This is a genomic window from Blautia difficilis (genome assembly GCF_014297245.1).
Lineage (GTDB): Bacteria > Bacillota > Clostridia > Lachnospirales > Lachnospiraceae > Blautia_A > Blautia_A difficilis.
In genome coordinates this window covers 119,897-139,653 of record NZ_JACOQG010000001.1, presented here as the reverse complement: position 1 = coordinate 139,653, position 19,757 = coordinate 119,897, and the positions used below count along the sequence as shown (strand labels likewise).

Here is a 19,757-nt window from a genome sequence, read left to right as displayed (position 1 = left end):
TTCACTTATCTTTTCCGTCTTTTCAGATATACTGCTGCGCCTGCCAGTATTGCCGCTGTGGCAAACAATCCCAGGAACCATCCAACCGGTGTGGTATCTCCTGTCTTTACCGGTGAACTTCCGGATATGCCGCCGGAACTTGAACCCGGTGTGTCACTGCCAGGAGTAGTACTCGGAGCAGGTGTCGGTGTCGGAGTTGTTGAGATCACAGTATTGGTGATGGTGATAGTCTTCTCATCATCTTCCGGCTGGAACACAACATTGCCCTCGCCGCCTACCTCAAATCCAAAGGTACTCTTATCTACAGGATTGCCGTCCTCATCAGACTCATAAACACGGTAGGTATGAACCTTATCCAACTCCTCCTCATCCAGGATCTGGAAATTCACTGCCACACGGTCATTCTGTGTCAGCTCAGTAGTGATAACCGTAGTCTCCTCACCGGTATCCGGATCCACCTCCTTCACTGTAGCATAGAAAGTATCCTCTGTGGTGATCTGCTGGCCATCCTTTATTACATTCTTCTGGATCCACAGATTTCGCTCCAGATAGAAGCCATCCGGCAGATCCGTATATACATTATCTACCACCACTGCCTGATCCTTGTAGGCATTGGTGAAATTCAGAGCCGTGCCATCTGTACCGTTGACAGCAATAAAGCAGCTTACCTCCTTGCCATTCTCATCCTGAAAAGCATCTCCCACCGGTATGGGGTTTCCCTCTGCATCCGTCTCGCGGATATAATAGGTGCCCTCAGGCAGATCTGTGAAATCCACGGTACCACTGCTCTGTCCCTGGATGCGGATTGCCTTTACCTCACCATAAGGAACTGTAGCCGCCTCATCCTGGAAAAGTCTTACATAGTAAGTAGCATCCGGTGCACTGATAGGCTTTTCGTTCAGGTCCTTATCCAGTGTGCACAGCTTCTTGGTCACTGTCAGTCTGCTTTTTTCCAGCTTGCGGTCTGCCTTTGGAAAAGCCTTCACATCATATTCCAGGGTCTTGCCATCTGCACTGTAGGGTACAGAGAGAAGCATGGCGGAAACTGTACAGATCTCTGTCTCACCGGTCTGTACCAGGAGATATACTCCCTTTGGCAGAGCCTGAAAACTCACCTGGCCATTGGCGTCTGTGGATGCCGTATAGGAAACCACCCCCGCCGAAGCCACAGCCTGGGATAAAGCTGCTGCAGCCTTCTGGGAATCTGCTGCTGTCCTTAGATTATTCAGATCTACACCTGTGGCTGACAGACTGGGAGACAGATGGAACTGCACAATCGGCTGAGTATCCATGGTTCCTACCTGGTACAAAGCCAGCGGCACCTGTGCCATAGGAACCTGTTTGCCATTCTCTGTCACAGTGAGAGTCATTGTCAGATTTCCGCTTGCAGGCTCAGAATCCGCTGCCCCAGCCTGGACAGCCAGCCCCATAAGGACCATACACATTACCCCAAGAGCAATGAAAACTCTCAGCCCTCTTCCCTTTTTCACCTTTTTCTCCATATACCATCAGCCTCCGTTATCTCTGTTGATTTCTATGCTTTCTGCGGCGTCTCACCGCGAAAATTATGATAAACAATACCACTACACCGGCCACAGCCCCTGCGATCACCGGCCTGATATCTGTCTTTGATTTCGATACTTCCTTCTGCTCCTGCACCTTGGTCTCCACATATTTTACCCGGTGTCCCCTTACCAACAGACGGTGGGTATTGATCCCATAGGGAGTACAGGTTACCAGGGTACACAGATCCTTGCCCTCCTGGATCTCCAGATCGGACATTTCCTCAGGCAGAACCACCTTGATCTGATCCACCTCATAGGCCAGCTTATGACCCAGAATATTCAGGATAAAGGTATCACCCTCCTCCATCTGATCCAGATCCGTAAAAAGCCTGGCGCTGGGTAGCCCCCTGTGCCCGGAAAGCACACAGTGCGAGCTCTTGCCGCCCACAGGGAGAGAACTTCCTTCCAGATGACCGATGGCAATCTGCAGAGCCCCCTCATCTGTCCCATGATAAATGGGAAGGGAACAGTCAATCTTCGGAACTTCTATATAACCCATAATACCAGTACCGGACACATCTAAAAGACTTTCATACTTTTTCTTATCCTTTTTGGACAGTTTCCAGTGATCGGCTTTCTTCAAAAGCTCTTTGTTGTATTTCCTGGCAGCCTTCAGCATTTCCTTGTTGCTGGAATCATCCAGCTTCTCCACCTGCTCTGTATAAGTAGCAATGGCCCTGGACTGATGGGCCTGATTCCACAGGTTACTCACTGTAGGATACAGCAGAAAGGAAAGCCCTGCCACAAACACAACCACAATCAAAAGCGTCATCAGACGCGACATCCACTTTTTCTTCATTTCCTCTATCTCTTCCTGCGTCTGCCGCCAAATGCCACATAAATCAGCAAAAGTACCAGCACAGGAACTGCAATACACATAGCTACAATTCTGTTATCCACCTGCATGGCATCCGCTGTGACACGGACAGCCTCTGCCTCCTCCTGGTTGGCAACTCTGTGGCCCCTCACCAGCAGGCGGTGGGTATTGATTCCATAGGGAGTACAGGTTACCAGAGTACACAGGTCCTTGCCCTCCTCAACTTTCAGATCGTCCACCTCATCGGGCAGGACAATACGGATCTGGTCAACCTCATAGGTAAGGGTCTGATCCAGAGTACGGATCATAAAGATATCTCCCTCCTCCAGCTTATCCAGGTTGGAAAAAAGCTTGGCACTGGGCAGTCCTCTGTGTCCGGAAAGAACACAATGGGTATTCAGCCCGCCTACAGGCAGGGAGCTTCCCTCAATATGACCCACAGCAATCTGCAGTACACCTTCATCTGTACCATGATAAATAGGCAGGGAGCATTTGATCTTGGGGATCTCAATATAACTCATGATCCCGGTGCCGGACACGTCCAGCAGCTCATTATACTCCTCTTTCTCCTCATCCTTCAGGCCCAGACCATGTCTGGACTGAAACAGCTTCTGGTTATAGCTGACCGCTGCATCCCACAGCTTCTCGTAATCCTGTTCATCCATGTTCTCCACCGAGTCCGCATAGGTAGCAATGGCCTGGGACTGATGCAGGGAATTCCAGTAGTCACTGACTGTCGGATATAACAGCACGGAGACACCCACGAAAAAAACAACGATTAATGCAATTGTGGAAAAATCTTTTTTCTTCATGTGTATCTCCCTGTTGTCATAATATTATCTCCGAAGGAACAGGAAACACTTCCTGCTCCCCGGAGGGTGTTACATCTTAATGTTTAACTCTCTTTTCAAGAATGCCAGCGGCATTCCTAAAAATAGGTTTCTTATTTATCTGCATTCATACGTTTCTTAGTAACAAGCAGAACACCAGCACCAAGAACAAGAACTACACCAACGATGTAGAAGATTGTTGTACCGATACCACCGGTGGATGGAAGGAGGGAACCGGATTTGTTCACAATCTGTCCGATAACAGCTCCATCATTTTCACCCTCAACACTTCCAGTAAATATATCACCTCCCAGAAGATTTCTAAGCTGCGGATTATCGGCCAAAATATCATGTTCTGCAGTTACAGTGAATTCAATAGGAGCCATCGTATTATAACCCTTTGGAGTTACGACTTCGACAATCTTATAGTCGCCATCATCGATTCCTTTAAATTCAAACTTTGTCATATCTTTCTGATCGTCTGTCTGTTCATATGTGCCGTCTGCATTCTTAGAGGCTCCGATAATACCTACAGAATTATAGTTATTCGGGGCAGTCTTAGATGAATCTTTCTTCAAAAGTTCGAAAGCAGCACCTTTAAGAGGAGTTTTCTTCTCATCTACTTTATTAGCAACTACTTTATAGGTAAATACAATATTTTTATCATCGGGTGTTTTACCAAGCGAACCACCTTCACCTGTGTTATTTGGGTTATTGCTATATTCAAGATACGATGTATTTGGGTTACCTTTACTACCAATATTAGCATCATCACCAAGAATTGCATAATAATTTACATAAACCTTTGTACCAGTCACTCCACCAAGTATTTTAACATCATTAATTGTAACTGTAAAACTCTTACTGTCCGTACTCTTCTCCAATATATAGTCGTTGGTATCTAATTTTTTTTCACCCACGAAAACGGTAAGAGCATGACTTGAATCATCGCCCTCTGCGACTGGATCAAGTGTTAAATTTTCCATTGTATCGTAAAACACTAACTTGTAAGTATCATAGTTTGTTAAATCACCCAATGTAGCTGTAAGCTGATATGGAATATGATCCCCAATATCATAATCTGCAGAATCCTGCCACTCTGTCAAGCCACCTACAGAATCATTGACATCTTTCACTTTTTTAATCAAAGTTGTTTTACTTGTTTTATTTTCAACTGTTACATCGCCCGCTGCATTAACCTTCAACAGAGAAAGGTTCAGTGCATCATCTACTCCACCAGACACGACCGTGGTATCTTTAATTAAATAATATCCAGCTTCAGGTAATGTAGCTACTCCTTCTGTTTTACCAGTTGTTTTAGTACTTGTTAAATAATTAGCAACCAGTTTTGCAAACTTATTTGCTTCTTCCGACTTATTTTGAAATCCTGCCACAACCTTAACAACATCGGCAGCAACCTCACAATTAGAAAAATCCGCAAATTTTCCAGTACCATTCAACTCCTTTAAAGCCTTTAATAACCTAACAGAATCTACGCCCTCTCCCCAAGTAATATTAGAAAGTTTCTTTCCATCTAAATCGCCTTTAAAAATCTGGTAAGCCTCAAAAGTATGTTTACTAAGATCCACATTATTTGTAGGTGCTATAACCGTAGAAGTTGTTGTATTAGTGTCATCTGCAAATGCTGGCATACTCATAGCTGGCACCATAGCCATTGCCAATACCATTGGTAATATTTTCTTAGAAAATTTCATAACTTTCCCTCTCTTTTCTTCTTATTAAATATTTTTCTTGTTCCCGGCGAAGCAGATGTTTGTATCTGCTTCGCCGTTTATTTTAATCGAACTGCTGCCTTGTCTCCTGTTCGATTAAATTTATTTGCTGAATACGTCTCGGCGCATCTTTTTCGCCGGATTGGAGAGGCTTAATTTCTCCTCCCTTCTCTGCGTTTCCGCCTCATCACGTATCCACACATCAATGAACCTGCCATTAAGACCAGACCCATTGCTGTAAACCTGTTGGTTCCGATTCCTCCGGTTTCGGGGAGGATGTAGGATTTTTCTCGTTCTTTATTTGTAATTACTATTTCGCTTTTACCTACTTCCACTCCATCATTATTTGTATAACTTACATCATAACCATCTGAACCAGAAACTTCCTGTACTGTATAATCCCATTTTTCACCATCATCAGAATTTGCTTCCACATTATTCCATGTATATGACCAGTTATTTGTTGAAGATAAACTTACTTCAGCGCCTACTTTCTCTCGCGAACTCCAGATTTTATCTTTCTGGTAGGTCACCACAGGTATTCCTGACGATGCTCCCACATAATAGCTACATTCAATATTCAGTTCGTCAGTAACTTTATCACCAGGAATCGTTATAACAGGATAACCTCTATCAGCATTATCTTTGATATCTATCGCGCATCCCTCTGGAATTTTCCATAAGCCTAACTCACTAGAATTCCATTCCTGAGGCCACAATATTTTTATACCTGTATCTCTTTTTACATAAATGGTATCTGTATACTTCAAATTATTGTCATGACTTGAAAAATATTTAATTGTCACCTTATGAGCATTGGAACTATTGACCATTTTAGATCGATACAATTGTACCTTGATTGTAGTTCCATCCGTTTTATTAACAATAGTACCATCTTGATTCTGCCAAACCTTTCGTACGCTGACACCGGCAAACTTATTTGAAACCGTCATGTTTACTGCTTTTCCATCATCATAATAATATACGTTTTCATTAATTCCGTTTAAAGGCGCAGCAGATGTAAAATCATTCTCTTTTTTGTCTCTTAGGAATACAAAATAATATGGTTTATTACTTATCTGATATCCGATGGGAGCCTCTGTCTCGGTTAGTCTATATACTGTATTTGTCTGCAATAATGTATCATCAAGTATACCTGACATACCCGTATCAGTATCAAACTTCAAATATCCATCTGCCCCTGTTGTATAAACTGTCATTCCATTTTCTGTAGATTTAGATGCCTGACAACCAGTGTTTATAGTAATATCTGCATTTTCCCAGTTCTGGGATGTGTCATCATATGCTTCCAATGTAAACTTCGCACCTGACAACCTGATTGAATAATCATCCTCATCTACTTTATAGATTGTCACATTACCCTGATCTACACTGGCAGAGGCTGAATTTTTCTGCACCTCTGTTGATGTAGATACTGAATATCCGCCCTCGAGATTGGCACTGTTTTTAACCTTAATAGTATTGTCAGCAATTGTTCCCCTGTCAAAGGTATATGTATATACCAATACACAAGCCAACTCGTCAGGAACCGTTACTGTCAGTACAGGAGTATTCGGATTACTGTCATCATACTTTACTTTGTATTTGGATCGATCCAGCAAATTCCCTAAGTGCCCTTCAACCGAATGATCATATGTGTATAACTTCAGACTATCCAACTCCAGATAAGCCTTTATACCATCTTTTTCAAATGTCAGTTTATCTACAAGCTCAACTTCATCTTTTCCCGGTATCAGATCTTTGGCTGTCGGATTGATAATAACGCTATAATCCACAATATCCGAATACACTGTTTTTCCGTCTTTATTCGTAGATGTTCTCTGCGTTCCCTTTTTCTCAACTTTCTCTGCCTCGTCCTTCTCCACCAAAGTACTCGTACTGGTAGTTACATCTCCCCATGAAACAGAGTTTCCATATACCTTTTTTACAGTACCAGGAGTATTCCATGCAGAGTCATCTGAAATCTTCACTCTGTAGGTAATCAGAAAGCCATCATGATTTTTATTGGCGTTACATTTATATCCTGGTTTTATCTCTATTTTCAGCTTTTGTTTTCCCTCAGAATCAGAGCTGATACTGACAATTGGTTTCTCTTCTCCTGATAAATCGTAAATATGATTACCATCCCAACATGTGTATCTTGAATTCCATGCATCAAAATAAAATTTTGTGTCAACGGAATCCACATCGTAGGACATACTCTTATCAGAAAGCTCGTCATTTATAACTATGTCACCATTTTTATCATTAGCTGGACGTACAAATAGACGATAGTATAAATATCCATCTATATCATCATAATTTACTGCAAAGCTTGTTCCTCCGTAGGTTATATTTCCATAACTGTCCTTGACACCAACCTGTTTTACCAGCTTTGATGGTTTTTTATAACTATGACTGTCCTCGCTTTCCTTTCCGGCATATTCCCCCTTATTGCGGAATGTCCATTCCCCTCCCTCAGACATTTGGCTGTAATCTATATGTGTATAGTACTTCATGCTGACAGAAGTTGCATCAACCTTATCCGCTGAGTTCTTCGATGATATCTTAACAGTAAAATATTTTACCTTTTGTGTTGAATCATTAGATGATATCTCATTTCCATCTTTTTCAGTATAAAATGCAAATGTTACATTGTATTTAGACTGAATATCTGCCCACCTATATTCTGCTCCTGCCTTGGTTTTGAGTAACAATTCTTTTTCCAGCTCTGTCTTCAACTCACTTGCAATACCATAATGTGTATTAGTAGCACTAACTTCGTTACCCTGCTTATCAGTTGTCGACAAAATTGTATCTGAATATGTAATCTCATTACCTACGTCTTCAGGAAGAGACAGTTCACTATACCATTGATACTTCGTACCAGTCCCATCGCTTATATCAGCAGACCATTTTTTTGTTATACCTGACTGACGTGGCGAAACAGAAACAGTACCTGAAGCTGTATATGTTTTTCCATCCTTTCCAATCTCAGCAGTATTACTTACCGCCTGTGTCTGTCCTGCTCCTACCGTAGGTGCCGTTGTGGTATAAGTAATCGTATATTTCTGCTTTCCGGCATCCGACGGAAAAGTAGCTGTTATAGTTCTGGTTTCACTATTATACTGTGGATTAATATTACATACCGGAGTGACAGAAATATCTGATATTCCGTTCGAAAGCGTCACTCCCTCAGGTAAAATGTCCTTAAAAGAATAACCTGCCATATCTGCCACTGCATCTTTATTCAATGTTACCGTCCATGTAATCTTATTTATGTTCTGATCATAATATCCTGTCTTCTCAATCATTACACCTGGAATTGTAACAGTCTTGCTATCCCAGGATGATTTATTTCCAGTCGTTTGGGCACCAGCACTGTTGGAAATACTTCCTCCACCTTTCTGCGAATTTTCTGTCACATCAGCTGTATAACTGACAATATATTTCTCACCGCTTCCTAAAGGTTCAAGGTCACTATACGTAAATTTAGTATCTTCGTCTGTAAATACAGGTGACATATTAACATCTGTTTTCTGTCCATTAGCATCTATTTTTACAATCTTAAACGAATTTTTCCTGTAGCTTCCAACCGCTGTATTGTTATAACGATTAAAACTGTCTTCAATTTTAATTAAATCACTTCCTGTTCCAGCCTCACTTGAAACTGTAATCGTATAATCTATTGATTTATAGTCTGCACTCAGCTTAGCTTCCTTCTTAGTTGTCAGATCATATTGCGATTTATCCTTCTCAATGATAATTTCCTTATCAGATCCCGGGAATACAATCTTCTCTTCATTCTGATTTCCAAGACGATTGGCAATTCCCTCGAACTGGAACTTACCTGTGAAACTTTCATTAGGATTGAATTTACTCTGATCAAGAGTAATCACAACTTCTCCACTTTTTTCTATCGTATATGAACCAACTTCAACACCTTTCTGAGTAACAGGTCCGCTTAACGACTCTGAAAGTGCAATATTGGCAGGTAACTGATAAATAAGTTCATATTTTCCGTCTGGCAGACCACCATTTACAGAGTAGCTGATATCTACCAGAACCTTGTCCCCATCCTTTAATGTATCAGTACCTGATAAATCCGACCAATTTCCATTAGAAAGCTTCTTCAAGTTGATATTCGTAATATAATCATCCAGTTTTACACTTGTGCTACTATCCGCATTGGCAGCCAGAACAAATGACTCATTCGATTGCACTGTCAGTTCATCTTCTTCGATATCATCAAACATAATTGGTTCTGCAGATAATTTTTCATCTGTATTTTGTACTGCGATATCCTGTTCAACAATACACCAGTTTATTTTTTCTTCTTTTATTATATCTGAATCCTGATCCGGTGTCTCTGTCGGAATCGGGGTTACCTCCGGTGTCTCGGTCACTTCCGGTGTAGGAGTTACTTCTATATTATTAGCAGTATCATCCTTCTTACCATCATCTTCCTTAACATCCTCATCCTGAGTTTTATTCTCATCCGCCTTATCTACTGCATCATCTGCTTTGTTCTCCGGCTCCTGAGTCGGTTCTTCGGTAACTTCCGGTGTTGCCTCTGGCTCCTGAGTCGGCTGGGCTTCCGGTGTTACTTCCGCTTCTTTGGTCGGCTCCGGTGTCGGGGTTGCCATTGCCGGATTCTCCGGGATGGAGACGTAGCCTTTGATATTATCGCTTCCTATGTTATAGGTGTTGTTTCTGACTGCTTTGTCGGCGTCGCCTACGATGGCGGTCAGGGTGCTGTCATCAGCGGAGGTTACGATTCCGGCGTGGTCGGCGCTGCTGTCCAGGTCTGTATCCAGCAGGAGCAGGTCACCGGTCTTTGGTGTGTAGCCATCCGGATTTGTGCAATTCCATGCGCTGCAATCACTGTTCTGTGGAACTGCACTTGTGGGTACTTCTGCGTAGCTCAGACAGAAGTCTGCGAACTGGGCGGACCAGTTGTCCCGGTATGGGTCGTTTGCCCATGCACCGTAGCGGGTGTAGCCGTGGATGGTCTGTCCGTCCTCTGCCACTGCGTAGTTAGCTGTGCTCTCTGTGTAACCGGTCTGGGTCTGGGCGATGGCTGCCAGGTCCGCACCCCAGTTACCTGTAAGTGTCACACTGCTTACTGTGTTCTGCCATACATCTCCATTCTCTACGTCTGCATTAGGATTGGAGTAGCAGGCAAGGGTATGGGTGTGTTCCTCTTTGCCGCAAATCAGCTCTTTTTTATAGCATTCTGCTGTGTGGCGGTGGCCAACGTTTTCCTGCTGGCCACAGATCAGCTCTTTCTTTTTCTCATAACATTCTGCTGTGTGGTGGTGAGCACCTTCGCCCTCCTCCATACCGCAGATCAGCTTTTTCTCTGTGGTATAGCAACCTTCAAACTCACTATGTACATGGCCCTCTTCTGTATTTGTGCAAGTCGGAACCTGTTCTTCTGTATAACAGGCATCTGTGTGCTGATGTCCATCGGATTCTGGAGTCTGACAGACCAGAGCGTCTACTTCCCTGTAACAGTCGTCCGTATGATGGTGGACTCCCTCTCCCTCCTCCTTGCCGCAGATCAGCTTCTCCTCATAGCAGTCCTCTGTGTGGGTATGCTCCTCCTTACCGCAGTAGGTGTCCGCCTCGGCGGTCAGTGCCGGGAGGATCAATGCATAGACAGTACAAAAAACCACCAGACAGGCAAGAATATTTACTATCTTCTGCCAGCGTTTACGCCTGCGATTCTGTAATTTATGCTTTGCCGCTTCCCGCAACAATAATTTTTTCATATTGACATCTCTCCTTATCCCCGGCGCTGATTATTTCACAGTGCCAAATGATTTCAAAGGCCAAAGCCTGAATACGATTTTCCCTACGATCTGCTCCTCTGCCACGCAGCCTACGGAAGTGTTACGGCTGTCTATGGAAGTGGATCTGTGGTCTCCCATAACGAAGTATCTGCCGTCCGGCACCTGATATGGAAGCTTGATGTTGCAGTCACCCAGGGCTTTCTCTGTCAGATAGGGCTCATCCAGAAGTTCGCCATCCACGGTGACATTTCCCTTCTTATCTATATCTACCCAGCTTCCGGGACCTGCGATCATTCGCTTTACCAATATCTTGTTATTGTAGTAAAAGGCGATCACATCTCCCTGGGTGAAATCGGCTCCTTTTACGGAAACTACGATCTGTCCCTCCTGGATAGTGGGGTACATGGAACTGCCGTAGATCTGAAGTACCGGGAGCAGGAGTACGGCGATCAGGACTGCCGTTGCTGCCACGGTAATCAGGGTTCCAAGAGTGTTTCTCAGTACCCGGTGGTATCTGTGTCTGTATTTTGTTCTGTTTAATTCCGCCTCCAGCTGGGTTACTGTAGGCATGGATGTGATTTCTTTGCTGGTCTTTTTCCTCATTCCTGAATGCCTTCATTCTCCTGACTGTCTGTGGGTTTTGTATCTGTATGGCCGGGGGCCTGCTGCCGGATGTTCTCCAGGTACTGGTCTGCGGCTGCCTGTGCTGCCTCAAATACCCGGTTGATCCGAAGTGCGGCTTCTGCGATGGATCCGGCTTCCTCTGTCATGATCCTTCGTTCCTCCAGCTGCTGTCTGGCTTCTGCCAGCTCCTGCTGCAGGCGCTCTACTTCTTTGCTCTGTTCCAGAAGCATTTCCAGTAAATCGGTACGGCTCAGACGCCTTAATTCTTTGTCAGTCATACTTATGCTCCTTATTTCTGATACAGCAATCTGCTGTGTTTTTGACAAATAAAAAAGCTGCAATCATTCTCTATCGTTAGTGAATAATTGCAGCCGAACTATCTCTCTGTAACTCTTATGTGGTCAATGCCGGGGGATGTATCCTGTGGGTATCGCTCCTCCCTGCCTGCCGTTCAAGAGACTCCTAGCTTTGCGTCCCTGGCTTGCACCAGGTTTGCTTTTTTTCTGTATTTGTATTTAGTATGATAATACGCTAAAAACGATTTGTCAATATTATCAGAATATTTTGGTTCAGGTTCATGCAAAGTCGAAATTGTTTCGTTTGAAATCCTTATTTTTTGTGAAATATTACAATGAAGGTCATGCTATATTTTATGCGGATGGTTGTAGATTATGACATAATATTGGTATCTATCTATTGTATCTTTCCATTTTTTATTATCTCTTCCATATAAATTTTTAAATATCATTGGCATACAAAAAGAGCCCCCTGACCAGACAGGCATTGCCTTCACAGTCAGGGGGTTTTGTAATTTTGCCGATGCTTTATGACAGCTCCAGCTTACCTGTATATAATTGATAGTAGGTGCCGTGCTGGCGGATCAGGTCTTCGTGGTCGCCGCGCTCTATGATCTTGCCGTGATCCAGTACAATGATGGCATTGCTGTTGCGGATGGTGGAAAGTCTGTGGGCAATGACAAATACAGTTCTGCCCTTCATCAAGTTATCCATTCCCTTCTGTACGATGCTCTCTGTACGGGTATCGATACTGGAGGTTGCTTCATCCAGGATCAGTACCGGCGGGTTGGCTACTGCTGCTCTGGCAATGGACAGAAGCTGTCTCTGTCCCTGGGACAGTTCTTCGCCGTCTCCGCTTAACATGGTATCATAGCCCTTGGGAAGCATTTTGATGAACTGGTCTGCGTGAGCCAGTCTTGCTGCCTCATATACTTCCTCATCTGTGGCATCCAGTTTTCCGTAGCGGATATTTTCCCGGATGGTTCCTGTGAACAGGTGGGTATCCTGAAGTACGATTCCCAGTGAATGTCTCAGGTCATCTTTCTTGATCTTGGTAATATTGATTCCGTCATAGCGGATCTTACCCTCCTGAATATCGTAGAAACGGTTGATCAGGTTGGTGATGGTTGTTTTTCCTGCACCTGTGGAGCCTACGAAGGCAAGCTTCTGGCCAGGCTTTGCAAAGAGACTGATATCCTGAAGGATTACTTTATCCGGGTTATAGCCAAAGGTTACATCCTCGAAGCGGACATCTCCGGTAAGTTCTGTATAGGTTACAGAGCCGTCAGCGGAATGGGGATGTTTCCATGCCCACATGCCGGTTCTTTCTTTGCATTCTGTAATATTGCCCTGAGCATCTTTTTTCGCATTAACAAGCTCTACATAACCTTCATCTTCTTCCGGTTTCTCATCGATCAGGTTGAAGATTCGCTCTGCACCTGCCAGCGCCATGACAATGGCATTGAACTGCTGTGCCACCTGCATGAAGGGCTGGGTAAAGCTCTTTGTGAACTGCAGATAGGAAGCCATAACACCCAGAGTGATGCCGCCTACTCCTGCTACAGAGAGAAGTCCTCCCAGAACTGCTGTGAGCACGAACTGCAGGTTACCGATATTTCCGATGACAGGACCCATCATGTTGGCATATTTGTTGGCACTGGCTGAGCTTTCAAAGAGAGCTTCGTTCAGACGGTCAAATTCCTGTTCGGATTTTGCTTCATGGTTGAAGACTTTAACTACTTTCTGGCCATTCATGCGCTCTTCCACAAATCCGGTCACATCTGCCAGAGATACCTGCTGTTTGATGAAATATTTACCACTGTTTGCCCCGATCTTACCGGTGACTGCCAGCATAATAAAGATAACAGCCACAGCCAGAATGGTCAGCAGGGGGCTGAGCATCAGCATGGAAATAAAGGTTACGATAATAGTAAACAGTGCCATCAGTCCCTGGGGGATTGCCTGGCTGATCATCTGTCTCAGCGTATCCGTATCATTGGTGTAGAGACTCATGATGGAGCCATTGGTATTCTGGTCGAAGTAACGGATAGGCAGAGTCTGCATGTGTTCAAACATATCGTCACGGATACGCTTGAGTACGCCCTGTCCGATGAATACCATCATTCTGCTGTAAATAAAGGTTGCGATTACACCTACTGCGAAGATGCAGCCCAGAACTGCCATAGCCTTGTACAGCTCTGCATAATTGGGGTCTGTCTGTCCGATCAGCGGGATAATATAATCATCCAGCAGATATTTCAGGGACAGGGATACGGAAATGCTGGCTACTGCACTGAGAAAGATGCAGACAAATACCAGTATCAGCCGCAGCTTATAGGTTTCGGTTATATATTTCAGAAGTCTTTTGGCAGTTTTGATGGTGTTCTGGTCTACTTTTTTCTTCTTATTCATCTTCTCCGCCTCCTTTGACCTGTGATTCATATACTTCTCTGTAAATCTCATTTGTTTTCAGTAATTCTTCGGAGGTTCCTACTCCTGCGATCTTACCGTCATCCAGTACAATGATCTGATCTGCATCTTCAATAGAAGAAACTCGCTGTGCAATGATCAGCTTGGTGGTATCCGGGATTTCCTCGCGGAAGGCCTTACGGATCAGGGCATCTGTCCTGGTATCTACCGCACTGGTGGAATCATCCAGGATCAGGATCTTTGGCTTCTTCAGCAGGGCTCTGGCAATACACAGACGCTGCTTCTGTCCGCCGGATACGTTGTTTCCGCCCTGGACGATCATAGTGTTGTAGCCATCCGGAAATTCATTGACGAATCCGTCTGCCTGTGCCAGGCGGCAGACTCTCTGAACCTCCTGGTCACTGGCATGTTCATCACCCCAGCGGATATTTTCATAAATGCTGCCTGAGAAAAGCACGTTCTTCTGGAGAACCATGGATACCTGGTCACGGAGCGCTTCCAGATTGTACTTGCGCACATCAACGCCTCCTACCTTTACACTTCCCCCTGTAACATCATAGAGTCTGGGGATCATCTGCACCAGGGTAGACTTGGCGCTTCCGGTACCACCGATGATTCCTACGGTCTGGCCGGATTTAATATGAAGGTTAATATCCTTTAGGGAAAGGTTGCCACCTTCTCCTCCGTAGCTGAAGTCCACATGTTCAAAGTCTATGGAGCCGTCTGCCACAGTTTTCACTGCATCAGCCTGATCCTGCATTTCCGGAACCTCATCCAGCACTCCTACGATTCGGTCTGTGGATGCCTCAGCGATCATGATCATAACAAATACGAAAGTTACCATCATCAGGGAGCCGATGATCTGCAGGGCATAGACGATTACACTGGTAAGCTCTCCTACTTCCATAGTGCCGCCTACGATGGATCTGCCACCGATGGCTACCAGGATCAGTACTACCGTATACATGGTAAACTGCATAACCGGGGAGTTCCATGCCACAATTTTCTCTGCTTTGGTGAAAAGATCATAGACATATCTGGAAATCCCATGAAATTTCTCGATCTCATAGTCCTCACGGACGAAAGCCTTTACCACACGGGAGGCGTTTACATTTTCCTGTACGGAATTGTTCAGCACATCGTACTCGTCAAATACCTTGATGAAATGAGGGTGGGCTGCTTTTGCAATAAAAAGCAGGGTGCCTCCCAGAAATGGTATGGCAATGAGGAAAAGGATTGATGCCGGTTTGCTGATGGTCAGTGTCATGATCCATGACAGAATGATCATAAACGGTGCCCTGGCCAGCAATCGGATACTCATCATATATGCCTGCTGCACATTGGTAATGTCTGTGGTCATTCGTGTGACCAGTCCTGAGGTGGAAAAATGGTCGATATTTTTGAAGGAAAAATCCTGTACCTTGTAGAAAATATCATGTCTCAGGTTTTTGGCATAGCCTGCTGCTGCATAAGCTGCCATATTTCCTGCCTGTACGCCGAAAAACAGCGAAAGCATTGCCATCACAACCAGGATGATTCCTCTCTGTAAGATGTAGCTCAGATTTCCCTGGGCGATGCCGATGTCAATGATCTTGGCCATCTCCAGGGGAATCAGAACTTCCATCAGAACCTCCAGGATTACCAGAAGCGGTGCCAGAATGGACTGCTTTTTGTATTCCCGGACGGAACGTAAAAGTTTTTTGTTCATCTTTGTTGATGTCCTCCTTGTATTTTATTTTTTGTAATTACTGTCTTTTTTGTTGCACATTTTCTTTCTGTTTTCGCACATCTGCCACAGAACCTGTTTGCACAGCTCCACATCCTCTTTTGGGATGCCCTGGATCATTGCTGCTTCATCCTCTTCAATGCTGTGAAGGATGGGCTGGCGCAGGGACTCTGCCTTTTCTGTGGGAAGGATCCGTTTCAGACGGGCATCCTGCTTCGCACATTCTCTGTAAATGTATCCGTTTTTCTCCATTAGCTGCAGGATTCCTGTTACTGTGGGTTTTCTGATCTGAAATTCCTCTTCGATATCTTTCTGATAAATATCTCTGTGTATGGTTTCCAGAAGGATAAATTTCAGCACATGTTTCTGCATAAGTGTCAGATCATCATTCTCTATCATTTCCGCCGGATTGTGACGTCTCATGGAATGGGATAAAATACGGATCAGACGGCCTACGTGCATATTGTTCAGTTTCTGCCTGGTTTCCTCGTCTATTATGTTCACCTCCCGGATTCTGTCATATGGTTAGGATGCTATCTGTTAGTTTCCTAACCATTATAGGGAATTGCTTTTTTATTGTCAATACATATTTTTTAGCCGAATCAGGTAAGTCCCCTGCGGAGGTTGCGAATATCCGCTTGACTCCATTCTCAGTAATATTAGCCTGATATATCTGTCCATAAATAACAGTAACTTGCAAGGCCTTCCAGAATATGTTAAGATATTTTCGTCAAATAAAGCGGTAAAGAATATTTACAAATAAAGATGTTTTTCACAAAGGAGGATTCTATCATGTATATCACTTGTCTTGATGTAGAGGGCGTTCTGGTGCCTGAGATCTGGATCGCATTTGCAGAGGCCAGCGGCATTCCGGAGCTGAAGAAAACTACCCGCGATGAGCCGGATTATGATAAGCTGATGAACTGGAGACTTGGAATTCTGAAGGAGCATGGTCTTGGACTGAAAGAGATTCAGGAGGTTATCGCAAAGATCGATCCCCTTCCGGGTGCAAAGAAATTTCTGGATGAGCTTCGTTCTTTCTCTCAGGTAATCCTGATCAGCGATACTTTCACACAGTTCGCAGCGCCCCTCATGGAGAAGTTGGGAAGACCCACTCTGTTCTGCAATACACTTGAAGTTGCAGACAACGGTGAGATCACAGGCTTTAAGATGAGAGTGGAACAGTCCAAGTTAACTACTGTAAAGGCACTGCAGTCTATTGGATTCGATACCATTGCAAGCGGCGATTCCTACAATGACCTGGGTATGATCCAGGCAAGCAAGGCAGGATTCCTGTTCCGCAGCACAGACAAGATCAAAGCCGATTATCCGGAGATTCCGGCATACGAGGAATATGATGAGCTGCTGGCAGCAATCAGAAACGCTATGAAATAGTCTTATAAAAAAACCACCATACAGGTCAGGCTGTTCCTGTATGATGGTTTTTTATTTTGTGATTCCATTACTGTTATTATTCTGTTATGCCATATTATGACAGTTCAAAGGCCTTCTTTATACTATCATAATGAAGGAATTTTCCCTCTGCTGCAAAGGCTTTGATCTCATCAACAGTGGCAAACATATATCCGTCTGTCTCTTCTGTCTGCAGATGCAGGTCATTCTCGTCAATGTCCATAATGAAGCGATACACATCCACAAAGTAGTTATCTCCCTCACCCGGATTCTCACGCTTATAAGTAAACAGATATCCGCCTTCTGCATTCCGGGCATCCAGTCCTGTTTCCTCTTTTACTTCACGAAGAACTGCTTCATAAGATTCCTCACCAGCCTGGGCTGCACCTCCGGATACTTCCCACCAGCCAGGTGCCCATGCCTTGGTCATCACACGCTTGGTAATCAGAAATGTACCATCCAGTCTGCCGATGACGCCCAGTACAGTTAAGTGATACTCTCCATCCTTCAGGCACCAGTCATTTCTTTTCATTGTGCGTCCTGTTGGTTTCTTATTTTCATCATAAATATCCCAGAATTCCATTTTTAATTATCTCCCTGTAAAATTGCTGTCTGACTGTAGCTTTATACATAATATCATCTTGCCGGTCTTATTGCAAATAGTTACTGTCCTGTTTATGGTATTCTTATCTGAAAAACAGGTTTTTCTCCACAAAATAAGTCTCTATACGTTGAAATCTCCCCCATTTTTAAGTATAATTGCACTAAAGCGGTTATTCTGTTACATCTTTCTGATCCAGACTTCAACAGCATTAAGTCCGCTTCCGGATAAATGTACCTGAAATCGCATCTATTCTAAAGGAGGAATATTATTATGGCAACATGGAAAAATCTCGACACTCTTGCTTCTTACAGCAAACTTGCCGAACTGAAAGGTCATGTAGATATCGCAGATGCCATGGCAGGCGAGAAAGGTGCTGAACGTGTAAAGAAATACAGCACACCAATGGCAGCCGGTTTAGCTTACAACTATGCTGCAAAGCAGATTGATGAGACTGTTCTGGATGCACTTGCAAAGCTGGCAGACGAGGCTGAACTTATTGAGAAATTCCAGGAGTTATACAACGGTGCAGTGATCAACACCGGTGAGAAACGTATGGTACTTCACCACCTTGCACGTAAACAGCAGGGTGATGCTGTAGTGGTAGACGGCGTTGACAAACGTGAATTCTACGTTGCACAGCAGAAGAAAGCTGCAGACTTCGCAAACAAGGTTCATGCAGGTGAGATCACCAATGAGAATGGCGAGAAATTCACATCTGTAGTTCAGATTGGTATCGGCGGAAGTGACTTAGGTCCACGCGCATTATATATTGCTCTTGAGAACTGGGCAAAAGCAAACAACACATTTAAAATGGAAGCGAAATTCATCAGCAACGTAGACCCTGATGATGCAGCTGCAGTTCTTGCTTCTGTAGATCTTGCTCATTCTCTCTTCATCGTTGTATCCAAATCCGGTACAACCCTGGAAACACTGACAAACGAAGCTTTCGTAAAGAATGCTCTGGTGAAAGCAGGATTAAACCCATCCAAACACATGCTTGCTGTAACAAGTGAAACCTCTCCTCTGGCAAAGAGCGAAGATTATCTGACAGCCATCTTTATGGATGACTATATCGGCGGACGTTACTCTTCTGTTTCCGGTGTAGGCGGAGCAATCCTTTCCCTGGCATTTGGTCCTGAAGTATTTGCACAGATCCTTGAGGGAGCTGCAGCTGAGGACACTCTTGCTACAAATAAGAACATTCTTGAGAACCCGGATATGCTGGATGCACTGATCGGTGTTTATGAGAGAAATGTACAGGGATATCCTGCTACAGCAGTTCTCCCATATTCTCAGGCACTGAGCCGTTTCCCTGCACACTTACAGCAGTGCGACATGGAATCCAACGGTAAATCCGTTAACCGTTTCGGTGAGCCTGTAGACTATGTAACAGGACCTGTGATCTTCGGTGAACCAGGTACCAACGGACAGCATTCCTTCTATCAGTTATTACATCAGGGAACTGACATCGTTCCTCTGCAGTTCATCGGCTTTAAGAAGAGCCAGCTTGGTGTAGATGTTGATATCGAAAACAGCACCAGCCAGCAGAAGCTCTGCGCAAACGTTGCTGCACAGATCGTAGCATTTGCATGTGGCAAAAAAGATGAAAACCTGAACAAAGACTTCAAGGGCGGACGTCCTTCCAGTATTATCATCGGTGAGGAGCTTACACCTGCAGCCCTTGGTGCACTTCTGGCACACTTTGAGAACAAGATCATGTTCCAGGGCTTCCTCTGGAATCTGAACAGCTTCGACCAGGAGGGTGTACAGCTTGGTAAAGTCCTTGCAAAACGTGTACTTGCACACGACACTGACGGAGCACTGAAAGTTTACAGTGATCTGCTTGATATCTGAGAAATCCTGATCAGACCATAGCAAAAAACAAGCCACATTCAACTTCTTTTTCTGTTGAATGTGGCTTGTT

Annotated in this window: 13 protein-coding genes and 1 riboswitch; of the genes, 2 read left to right on the top strand and 11 right to left on the bottom strand. The window is 44.3% G+C overall.

Features of this window, described 5'->3' with window-relative positions; genetic code table 11:
- Positions 1–5 precede the first annotated feature (5 nt).
- The 10 genes from H8Z82_RS00580 to H8Z82_RS00535 form a co-directional block, all read right to left on the bottom strand.
- Positions 6–1,502: a pilin N-terminal domain-containing protein gene (locus H8Z82_RS00580; RefSeq protein ID WP_186993934.1), complete on the bottom strand. Its 1,497-nt coding sequence runs from the start codon at positions 1,500–1,502 to the stop codon at positions 6–8.
- A 16-nt stretch (positions 1,503–1,518) separates the two neighbouring features.
- A complete protein-coding gene (locus H8Z82_RS00575) occupies positions 1,519–2,364 on the bottom strand; it encodes a class C sortase (RefSeq protein WP_186993933.1) in 846 nt (281 codons plus the stop codon).
- Positions 2,365–2,369: 5 nt separating this feature from the next.
- Positions 2,370–3,194: a class C sortase gene (locus H8Z82_RS00570; RefSeq protein ID WP_186993932.1), complete on the bottom strand. Its 825-nt coding sequence runs from the start codon at positions 3,192–3,194 to the stop codon at positions 2,370–2,372.
- A gap of 131 nt (positions 3,195–3,325) precedes the next feature.
- Positions 3,326–4,927 (bottom strand): SpaA isopeptide-forming pilin-related protein, encoded by a 1,602-nt coding sequence (locus H8Z82_RS00565; RefSeq protein WP_186993931.1) that lies wholly within the window; start codon positions 4,925–4,927, stop codon positions 3,326–3,328.
- 170 nt (positions 4,928–5,097) lie between these two features.
- The gene (locus H8Z82_RS00560) at positions 5,098–10,719 is read right to left on the bottom strand and encodes a SpaA isopeptide-forming pilin-related protein (RefSeq protein ID WP_186993930.1); all 5,622 of its coding nucleotides are present in this window, start codon (positions 10,717–10,719) and stop codon (positions 5,098–5,100) included.
- Between the two features lie 30 nt (positions 10,720–10,749).
- Complete coding sequence (lepB, locus tag H8Z82_RS00555) at positions 10,750–11,343, bottom strand: signal peptidase I (RefSeq protein WP_019163179.1); 594 nt, start codon at positions 11,341–11,343, stop codon at positions 10,750–10,752.
- A complete protein-coding gene (locus tag H8Z82_RS00550) occupies positions 11,340–11,642 on the bottom strand; it encodes a hypothetical protein (RefSeq protein WP_019163180.1) in 303 nt (100 codons plus the stop codon). Before H8Z82_RS00550 ends, lepB begins: the two co-directional genes overlap by 4 nt.
- Before the next feature lie 145 nt (positions 11,643–11,787).
- Positions 11,788–11,871, bottom strand: a riboswitch (cyclic di-GMP riboswitch).
- 317 nt (positions 11,872–12,188) lie between these two features.
- Positions 12,189–14,072 (bottom strand): ABC transporter ATP-binding protein, encoded by a 1,884-nt coding sequence (locus tag H8Z82_RS00545; protein ID WP_019163182.1) that lies wholly within the window; start codon positions 14,070–14,072, stop codon positions 12,189–12,191.
- Positions 14,065–15,798 carry an ABC transporter ATP-binding protein gene (locus tag H8Z82_RS00540; RefSeq protein ID WP_019163183.1) on the bottom strand — a complete coding sequence of 578 codons (1,734 nt, stop codon included), beginning with the start codon at positions 15,796–15,798 and terminating at the stop codon, positions 14,065–14,067. The genes H8Z82_RS00545 and H8Z82_RS00540 overlap by 8 nt, the downstream gene beginning before the upstream one ends.
- A gap of 24 nt (positions 15,799–15,822) precedes the next feature.
- Entirely contained in the window at positions 15,823–16,278 is a 456-nt protein-coding gene (locus tag H8Z82_RS00535) for a MarR family winged helix-turn-helix transcriptional regulator (RefSeq protein WP_186994036.1), read from the bottom strand.
- A 330-nt stretch (positions 16,279–16,608) separates the two neighbouring features.
- On the opposite strand from H8Z82_RS00535, the gene thrH reads away from it, so the two are divergent.
- The gene (gene thrH, locus H8Z82_RS00530; protein ID WP_019163186.1) at positions 16,609–17,211 is read left to right on the top strand and encodes a bifunctional phosphoserine phosphatase/homoserine phosphotransferase ThrH; all 603 of its coding nucleotides are present in this window, start codon (positions 16,609–16,611) and stop codon (positions 17,209–17,211) included.
- Between the two features lie 94 nt (positions 17,212–17,305).
- On the opposite strand, the gene H8Z82_RS00525 is transcribed toward thrH, so the two are convergent.
- Positions 17,306–17,812 (bottom strand): NUDIX hydrolase, encoded by a 507-nt coding sequence (locus tag H8Z82_RS00525; protein WP_186993929.1) that lies wholly within the window; start codon positions 17,810–17,812, stop codon positions 17,306–17,308.
- Positions 17,813–18,103: 291 nt separating this feature from the next.
- Between H8Z82_RS00525 and H8Z82_RS00520 the strand changes: the two genes are divergently transcribed.
- Positions 18,104–19,687 carry a glucose-6-phosphate isomerase gene (locus tag H8Z82_RS00520; protein ID WP_186993928.1) on the top strand — a complete coding sequence of 528 codons (1,584 nt, stop codon included), beginning with the start codon at positions 18,104–18,106 and terminating at the stop codon, positions 19,685–19,687.
- Positions 19,688–19,757 lie beyond the last annotated feature (70 nt).

Coding starts and splice junctions, on each gene's coding strand:
- H8Z82_RS00545 (WP_019163182.1), bottom strand. CDS start 14,072: ATGAATAAGAAGAAAAAAGTAGACCAGAACACCATCAAAACTGCCAAA.
- H8Z82_RS00570 (WP_186993932.1), bottom strand. CDS start 3,194: ATGAAGAAAAAAGATTTTTCCACAATTGCATTAATCGTTGTTTTTTTC.
- H8Z82_RS00565 (WP_186993931.1), bottom strand. CDS start 4,927: ATGAAATTTTCTAAGAAAATATTACCAATGGTATTGGCAATGGCTATG.
- thrH (WP_019163186.1), top strand. CDS start 16,609: ATGTATATCACTTGTCTTGATGTAGAGGGCGTTCTGGTGCCTGAGATC.
- H8Z82_RS00560 (WP_186993930.1), bottom strand. CDS start 10,719: ATGAAAAAATTATTGTTGCGGGAAGCGGCAAAGCATAAATTACAGAAT.
- H8Z82_RS00575 (WP_186993933.1), bottom strand. CDS start 2,364: ATGAAGAAAAAGTGGATGTCGCGTCTGATGACGCTTTTGATTGTGGTT.
- H8Z82_RS00550 (WP_019163180.1), bottom strand. CDS start 11,642: ATGACTGACAAAGAATTAAGGCGTCTGAGCCGTACCGATTTACTGGAA.
- H8Z82_RS00525 (WP_186993929.1), bottom strand. CDS start 17,812: ATGGAATTCTGGGATATTTATGATGAAAATAAGAAACCAACAGGACGC.
- lepB (WP_019163179.1), bottom strand. CDS start 11,343: ATGAGGAAAAAGACCAGCAAAGAAATCACATCCATGCCTACAGTAACC.
- H8Z82_RS00580 (WP_186993934.1), bottom strand. CDS start 1,502: ATGGAGAAAAAGGTGAAAAAGGGAAGAGGGCTGAGAGTTTTCATTGCT.
- H8Z82_RS00520 (WP_186993928.1), top strand. CDS start 18,104: ATGGCAACATGGAAAAATCTCGACACTCTTGCTTCTTACAGCAAACTT.
- H8Z82_RS00535 (WP_186994036.1), bottom strand. CDS start 16,278: ATGCACGTAGGCCGTCTGATCCGTATTTTATCCCATTCCATGAGACGT.
- H8Z82_RS00540 (WP_019163183.1), bottom strand. CDS start 15,798: ATGAACAAAAAACTTTTACGTTCCGTCCGGGAATACAAAAAGCAGTCC.